Raw genomic sequence first — 8,229 nt, 5'->3', positions numbered from 1 at the left:
AAACACAGAAATTAGTGCAAGGGTTTTGAAGGGTATACCGGAAAAAGTGTGCATTTTTTGGGATTTCAAGAGATGGCAAAGAAATTTTCAAATCTCCTCCTGACTCCTGACTCCTGACTCCTATGCCATCACGGAAAGACTTTCTCAGCAACCCCTAGTTATCTTTGCGTAAAAGGTATAGGAATCCGGTTTGATTCCTGAACATACTTGTGTAGGCAGGCAAGAGGTACTCATAAGCTGTTGTGCATTTAATTTGTATAAGTGGAACAGGCATCTTGCCTGTTAAACAAGAGTTCAGAATATTAGGATTATACAATTTAGCTGTGTAACAGCTTAGAAGAGGCAAAAGGGTTTGAGAATATTTAGGTGTACGGAGTTTTGTTCAATCATCAAATATAAGACTAATATTTGAACTTTATATTTTCTTCATCCAGTCTTGAACATTTTTGATTATTTTTATATATAAACTTGCAAATTATCTGCTAATTTATATTGATGATTAAAATTGCACTGCCGTAAATTTTACAGTTTAGCCTGATACATAAAATTTATTTAGTAATTTGTGGATAGATGTGATGTAAGCAATCTATTAATTACTCTAGCATCTAGAGAACTTATCTTTAACTAGGTAATCATCTCATCTTATATATGATGATTACACTTGTTGAAATTTATCACTTCACTTAATAACAAGTTTGGCAAGGATTATGAAAGAAGTGTTTACCTTGTATGATACTTTCTGTCAAGGAAAAGATTTGCAACTACTCCAACCCCGTCCTTATCAAGACTATATCGCCTGGTTACAGCAACAAGATTGGTCTAAAGCAGAAATTTTTTGGCGAGATTTACTCAAAGGTTTTACTGCACCTACACCTTTATTAGTAGACTCAACCCCTAGTGAAAAAAGTGGTTTTGGTGAGCAGAAAATTCAACTTTCAGCACAAATTACAGCGATGTTGCAGTCGTTAGCAAAACAACATCAAATTACACTAAATACTTTAGTCCAAGCTGCTTGGGCTTTATTGCTCAGTCGTTATAGTGGTGAATCTGATGTGGTTTTTGGAGCGACAAGATCCTGTAGTTATTCCTCCGTACCTGGTGCAGATTCAATGGTAGGATTATTAATTAATACCGTACCAGTGCGAGTGGAAATATCAGGAGAAAAACCGCTTTTATCTTGGTTGAAAGAATTGCGATCGCAGTGGGTGGCTATGCGAGACTACGAACATACACCCCTAGTCAAGATTCAAAGATGCAGTGATGTACCACCCGGAAAGCCATTGTTTGAGAGCATTTTTGTATTTGAAAACCATGAATTAAATACTACCTTACGTTCTCAGGGCGGTAGATGGGAAAATCTGCAAGTACAGTTAGCAGAACAAACTAACTGTCCTTTAACATTACTGGGTTATGGAGAATCAGAACTATTATTAAAACTCAAATATGACCGCCAAAAATTTGATGATGCTAAAATAGCTAGAATGCTGGGACATCTTCAGACATTATTATCCAGCATGGCGACAAATCCTTGGCAATGTTTAGGAGAATTACCACTAATAACAACATCTGAAAAACAGCAAATGTTGATTGATTGGAATAATACAAAAGCTGATTTTGCCGATAAAATTTGTATTCATCAACTCTTTGAAACTCAGGTAGAAAGAACACCGGATGCTGTAGCCGTTGTTTTTGAAAAAGAACAATTAACCTACAAAGAATTGAATGATAGAGCTAATCAATTAGCCCATAAATTGCAAAAATTAGGTGTGAAACCAGGGGTATTAGTCGCTGTTTATTTAGAGCGATCGCTAGAAATGATTCCGGCGGTATTAGGAATTTTAAAAGCCGGCGGCGCTTATGTACCACTAGAACCCAGTTTTGCGAAAGCCAGGATTCAATTATTATTATCTTCTCTGGAAATTAATTGTTTAGTTACCCAAACTTGGCTGTTACCAGATATTCATGAATTAGAACTAAAGGCATTACAAAACCTGATTTGTTTAGATCAATCAGATCATCCTCAATCTACTGCTAAAGTAGAACATCAACAAGTGTGGAATAGTTTTGATTTAGATTTACTTCCCACAGAAAACCCATCAACATCTGCCACATCTAATGATATCGCTTATGTAATTTTCACATCTGGTTCTACAGGTACACCCAAAGGGGTTGTAGTTCGTCATCAACCAGTAATTAATTTAATTGAATGGGTCAATAAAACCTTTCATGTCAATGCTAACGACAGGGTTTTATTTATCACTTCCTTATGTTTTGATCTGTCAGTTTATGACATTTTCGGACTATTAGCAGCCGGTGGTTCAATTCGGGTAGTTTCTAGTAATGATGTCCGAGATCCAGAGGCTTTATTAAATATTATCTGCCATGAACAGATTACATTTTGGGATTCCGCACCACCAGCATTGCAACAACTAGCTGGCTTTTTTCCCAAAGTGCAAATAAGTAATTTTCATCCTCAATTGCGGTTAGTATTTATGAGTGGTGATTGGATACCAGTCACATTACCAGATTTACTCAAAACTACTTTTCCTGGTGTGGAAGTAATTAGTTTGGGTGGTGCAACAGAAGCCACAGTTTGGTCTAATTATTATCCCATTGGTAAAGTAGAACCCCATTGGAAAAGTATTCCCTATGGTAAACCGATTCAAAATGCTAAATATTACATTTTGGATGATTTTTTGCATCCTTGTCCTATTGGTGTAACCGGGGAATTATATATTGGTGGAGAATGTTTAGCCTCTGGTTATTTACATCAACCTGAACTTACAGCCCAAAAATTTATATCCAATCCTTTTAGTGATAACAAAGCAGCACGACTTTATAAAACAGGAGATTTAGCGCGGTATTTTAGTGATGGAAATATTGAATTTCTTGGTAGAATTGACCATCAAGTAAAAATTCGTGGTTTTCGCATTGAGTTAGGCGAAATTGAAAGTGTACTTACACAACATGAATCTGTACAGGAAACTGTAGTTATAGCGAGAGAAGATGCAGCAGGAAATAAACGCTTAGTGGCTTATGTGGTGGTAAATGGTGAGTCTGCAACCACGATGAATGAATTACGGCGGTTTTTACAATATAAATTGCCAGAATATATGATTCCATCGGCTTTTGTGGCGATCGCCCACATCCCCCTCACTCCTAATGGTAAGGTAGACCGCCGCACTTTACCCATCCCCGACCAAAGACCAGAATTAGAAACACCCTTTGTTGCCCCTAGAAATGCTATAGAAATCAAATTAGCGCAAATTTGGTCAGAGGTTTTAGGTATTGGGTCAATTGGTATTAATGATAATTTCTTTGACTTGGGGGGAAATTCTCTCTTAGCGGTGAGATTATTTACACAAATTGAACAGAAATTTGGTCAAAAACTGCCTTTAGCTACCTTATTTCAATCCCCAACTATAGAAGAGTTAGCTAGTCTTCTTATCCAAGCAAATACATCCGTTTCCTGGTCTTCTTTGGTGAAAATGCAGCCCGGTAGCAGTGCCAAACGTCCTTTATTTTTGATACATGCTTTGGGAGGAAATGTGGTTGGCTACCAAACTCTAGTACGTTATCTGGGTAAAGAGCAACCTGTATATGGACTGCAAGCACAAGGACTTGATGGTAAACAAGCTCCCCATACTAGGGTGGAAGACATGGCATCTCACTACATCCAAGAAATTCGCACTGTTCAACCCCATGGTGTTTATCTTTTGGGTGGTTTCTCCAGTGGTGGGATAGTTGCCTTTGAAATGGCGCGTCAGTTAGAAGCCCAAGGCGATCGCGTGGCTTTATTGGCAATGTTAGATACATATAACCCTAGTTTGTATATCAATCATCCTTCGCTATTCCGGACAATTTATGTCTATTTGCTTTCTCTGTTGCGACTGCGATCAGCAGATAGATGGAATTATTTTCTCGCTAAACTGGATTGGTTTAGATCCTTATTTACAGGAAAAACCAGCAGCAAGTTCGACTTGTGGAATGAACACTCTTTTGATAATGATGCCAACCCTTACAACATGGCATTAATAGAAACTCTGAAACAGGCGACAATGGCAGATTATGTACCACAACCCTATGCTGGTAAAGTAACCTTATTTACTACCAAAGAAGTTTTGAGATGGTGTCGGTCTCAACCATGTAGAGGTTGGCGTGAAATGGCTCAACAAGGAGTGGAGATTCACGAAGTTCCTGGTACACATCTGAGTATGATTGGAGAACCAGGTGTACAAATTTTAGCGGAAAAATTAATTTTTTGCATAGAGCAGGCACAAGGGACTGGCAAATAATTTATTTTTTGCAGTTCCCTGACTGAATTTTTTTTGCTCTGATCCGAAATCCCTAGGGTTGCTGTTGTAGTGAATCATGGGATTCTGATCACCAAGGTGTCAATCAATGGTTTATATCACACTTTAAGAGAAAATCAAGTGATCAGGATCAATACTTTACCTGTTTTCACCCATTGAGGAATTGACAATACAAATGCCAAACTTAAGATATCTCAATTAAATAGGGTTTGCTGATAGCGTAGCGTGGCGTTAGCCATATAAATCCGAAAACTTTACAGGTAAACGGTTTTAGCTATTTTGACTTGTACTGAGCGACTTGTACTGAGCCTGTCGAAGTAAGCGTGGCGTAGCCATACTCCTTGAACTCCTGACTCCTTGAACTCCTGACTCCTTGAACTCCTGACTCCTTGAACTCCTGACTCCTTGATAGCGACTTGTACTGAGCGCAGTCGAAGTAAGCGTGGCGTTAGCCATACTACTGGTCTTTCACAGATAACTTTTTCAGCAAACCCTAAATATTAAATCAAAGTTGGTAAAAAGATTTTTGTCATCCCCCACAAGAATGACTCTCTAGTGCGAAGCATTACACTTTTCAACAATGATATTTTGAGATGATCAACCAAAATCTATAAAAACTTCATTTTTTGATGGTTTTTTATTCCAGATAATATAGATAAAACTTTTGCAGGAATCTTTAAATATTGGTGTTTGGTTATTATTTAGGTAAGTAGATAACAGTAGTTATTTTAGTTACAGGAGATGTCAGGTGCTTAACAAAAATTTTCAGTTCATTCCCCAAGGTAAATTCAAACTTCCCGCTATTGGCTTACTGATTGGTTTTGGTATTATAGGTTTAAGTGTAATTAGTGAACGGACAAAAATTAACCTGAAATCTACAGCCACAGCAGCGAATTTACCAGGTTATACAAATCAAATTCAGAGTAACAACGAAAACTCTCTTTTGTCAAGACTGCGAGATATTAGAGATCAAAGAAGTCAACTTCAGTTAAATACTGTTGAACCACAAAATGTAGAATCTAATGTAGAATCTGAAGCTTTAAATAGAACGTTACACAATATACCCACAAATACAAGACAAAGAGGAGGAAAATCACCTGTTAATTTTCCTGAAAAAGATGGAATTTATCTTTATGGACAGTCCTCAACACCAAACCAGTTAGGACAAGGTTATATTGTGTTTCAAAAACAGCAAGGAAAGGTAATTGGTGCTTTGTATATGCCCAGTTCTGAGTTTAGCTGTTTTCAGGGTACAATTGCTCAATCTGGTGAGTTAGCAATGACGGTAACTAGCTCTCCTGGTGAAGTTGGTGTTACTCAAGTTTCAACTACTAGCAAAATACCCAACTTTACTGATGAAGATACTGCTACCTATGCCTATTCTATAGAACTGCAAGACTATCATCAGTTAAATTCTGTCAGTGCTAATGATAGAAAAATTTTACAAGCTTGTAGTCAACATTTCAGGTAAGCATTTAGCTATTAGCAGTCAGCGGTCAGCTTGTTAACAGTTAAGCCCAAAATCAATATTTGAACATCTACCAATTGATCAAATATATCAAATATTCTGACTCCTGACTCCTGACTCCTGACTCCTGACTCCTTGCGTTTAATACTCAATTCCCGCTTGCGCTTTAATTCCTTGATCTTTAAAAGGATGCTTAATTAAAGTCATTTCTGTAACTAGATCCGCTTTTTCAATTAAAGCCGGTGGTGCGCCTCTCCCTGTAAGAATTATGTGTTTATCTGCTGGTTTTTCGGCTAAACCTGCTAAGATTTGTTCAACTTGTAAATAACCAAGTTTGAGAGCAATATTAATTTCATCCAAGAGTACAAGTTTAAACTCTGGGTTGCGGATAAATTCTAAAGATTTTTCCCAAGCAGCGTTAGCTTTCTCCAAGTCTCTATCACGGTCCTGGGTTTCCCAAGTAAACCCTTCACCCATTGCGTGAAACTCTAGTTGGTCTGTCCAATGACTAAAAACCCGCTTTTCTGAAGGTTCCCAAGCACCTTTAATAAATTGGACGATCGCTACCTTGTATCCATGACCAAGCGATCGCATTACCATACCTAAAGCCGCAGTCGTCTTACCCTTGCCATTACCCGTATTAATAATAATTAAACCTTTTTCTGGGATGGCGTTAGCTATACGTTGATCTTGTATTTCCTTACGACGCTGCATTTTTTTGCGGTATTGTTCATCATTCAGCGATGATGTTGAAGATGACATGACCTCATCTATTAAACGGGAAATTTCCTGATCAGAATTTAATTCTTCTGGTTGATCGTTTTTCATAAATCCTATTGATAAATAACTGTTAAGCCTACGAGAATGAAGTATAATTGTTTTGAGTAAGGTTACACTAGAAATGATATAAATTCTGTTAGCTATGATCTTAATAATTAAATTAGTTGTTCTTCATCGGCATAAGAGGATGTCTGAAAAGTTTTGAGAAAGTGATTTTGATTACGCCAATTGCTTCAACATTAAACGAATCATAGCTAGGGGATGCTGAATAAATGTAAAACCTGGATAAATTAAGGGATTGAGGATGATGAAAATTAAAATTGTGCCAATTTTTAATAAAGATTGGATGAATTATTCTATACAATTTTGAATGTGGCTAAAGCCAATCAATCGCTTTAATGCGACTAAAGTCGCTATCGACTTATCCCCATGTCTAAAAGCCAGGGGTTTGCGTCTCGTTTCAGGGTCAATGGGGACATTAATTTGTCAACGCGGACAAATAATCTGGCAAACTAAAAAACGAGCGCGGAGGGATTTGAACCCCCGACCCACAGAACCGGAATCTGTTGCTCTATCCACTGAGCCACGCGCCCTTACATATACTTTTGTAATTATAACATAGTTACTAAAAATATAGTCAAATATTTCTAGCTTGGTAATGTTATACACCTTAGATGGCTAACTACAAGCCACAATATTCGGTTTCTATCATCAGATAGAGTTCCGAACTACTTTTACCTTTTTTCAGTTCTGATTTGATTAGCTACTCTTGAAAATGTTTTATTTCGTCTGATTTATAGGATTTCCTGGCACACAGGAACTATGGTTAGGTTAATTCTAACTCTCCGCACTCTCAGATCAGGACTTTCACCGCTTTTCAAGGATCTACGCTTTTTGAACTCACAACTAGTATATCACACACCTTCACATTTTGCATCACAGATGCAGACAAAAATTGATAATATTTTTGTACCACAGATGTTAATATTTGACTGCGATCGCTTGTCCTTTTTGTGCTGATATGCCTGATAAAGTCGCAAATTTTTGTATTAGCATATACAGAATTAGCAAATACTTCTCAAGGCTTAGGTAATTGTAAAAATAATATAAAATTTTGTTAAATCATCGTTCTAGGGGTAGGCAAAATGAAATATATTGGATATATTTAACTTAATTGCCTATACCGAAAGATTTATAGTCTACGCAATATGTGATCCCCCTAGTTTGGACAAAAAAGCCGCTAGGGGGATCTTGTTTTAAGGGGCTTGAGTTAATATTTGTATTACCTAATCACATTTAAATATATAAAAATGTATATTTACAGATGTTTCCTAAGTTATGATCTACAAAGCTAACAGGCAAGATGCCTGTTCCACAAGGGTTTTATGATTTCCGTTTGTACCTCACTAAGAGGATGTTGGAAAAGTTTATGGCTAACGCCACGCTACGCTATCGGCGAACTGCTTGCAGCAGCGCTTCGCTATCGCTCAAAAATAATCAAAAAATCATGTTAAAATGCCCGAAAGCCATACCTCATATTTGGTTGTTCCTGTCAATGCGTAAGTCTTAATTAATTTATAAAACATTTTACCAATTAGCAATCACCAATCACCAATCACCAATCACCAATCACCAATCACCAATCACCAATCACCAATCACCAATCAC

General features: G+C 37.2%; 4 protein-coding genes and 1 tRNA gene. 3 read left to right on the top strand and 2 right to left on the bottom strand.

Annotated elements, in window-relative coordinates; translation table 11 throughout:
* The first annotated feature begins 695 nt into the window (after positions 1-695).
* Together FFR48_RS22725 and FFR48_RS22720 are read left to right on the top strand one after the other, a co-directional pair.
* A complete protein-coding gene (locus FFR48_RS22725; protein WP_268932459.1) occupies positions 696-4,295 on the top strand; it encodes a non-ribosomal peptide synthetase in 3,600 nt (1,199 codons plus the stop codon).
* Between the two features lie 766 nt (positions 4,296-5,061).
* A complete protein-coding gene (locus FFR48_RS22720; protein WP_137668933.1) occupies positions 5,062-5,784 on the top strand; it encodes a hypothetical protein in 723 nt (240 codons plus the stop codon).
* 138 nt (positions 5,785-5,922) lie between these two features.
* Here the strand turns inward: FFR48_RS22720 and cobO are convergent, their stop codons facing one another.
* Both cobO and FFR48_RS22710 read right to left on the bottom strand, forming a co-directional pair.
* The gene (gene cobO, locus FFR48_RS22715; RefSeq protein ID WP_096566152.1) at positions 5,923-6,609 is read right to left on the bottom strand and encodes a cob(I)yrinic acid a,c-diamide adenosyltransferase; all 687 of its coding nucleotides are present in this window, start codon (positions 6,607-6,609) and stop codon (positions 5,923-5,925) included.
* Between the two features lie 472 nt (positions 6,610-7,081).
* A tRNA-Arg gene (locus FFR48_RS22710) sits at positions 7,082-7,154 on the bottom strand.
* A gap of 836 nt (positions 7,155-7,990) precedes the next feature.
* Between FFR48_RS22710 and FFR48_RS22705 the strand changes: the two genes are divergently transcribed.
* Complete coding sequence (locus FFR48_RS22705) at positions 7,991-8,131, top strand: hypothetical protein (RefSeq protein ID WP_162501943.1); 141 nt, start codon at positions 7,991-7,993, stop codon at positions 8,129-8,131.
* Positions 8,132-8,229 lie beyond the last annotated feature (98 nt).

It is taken from the genome of Sphaerospermopsis reniformis (assembly GCF_005402885.1).
Classification (GTDB): domain Bacteria; phylum Cyanobacteriota; class Cyanobacteriia; order Cyanobacteriales; family Nostocaceae; genus Sphaerospermopsis; species Sphaerospermopsis kisseleviana.
The sequence above is the reverse complement of the archived record's forward strand: the minus strand, read 5'-3'. Positions and strand labels throughout refer to the sequence as shown.

What these genes read in the sequence shown, in the direction of transcription:
- cobO (WP_096566152.1), bottom strand. Translation starts at nt 6,609, where the DNA reads ATGAAAAACGATCAACCAGAAGAATTAAATTCTGATCAGGAAATTTCC.
- FFR48_RS22705 (WP_162501943.1), top strand. Translation starts at nt 7,991, where the DNA reads ATGGCTAACGCCACGCTACGCTATCGGCGAACTGCTTGCAGCAGCGCT.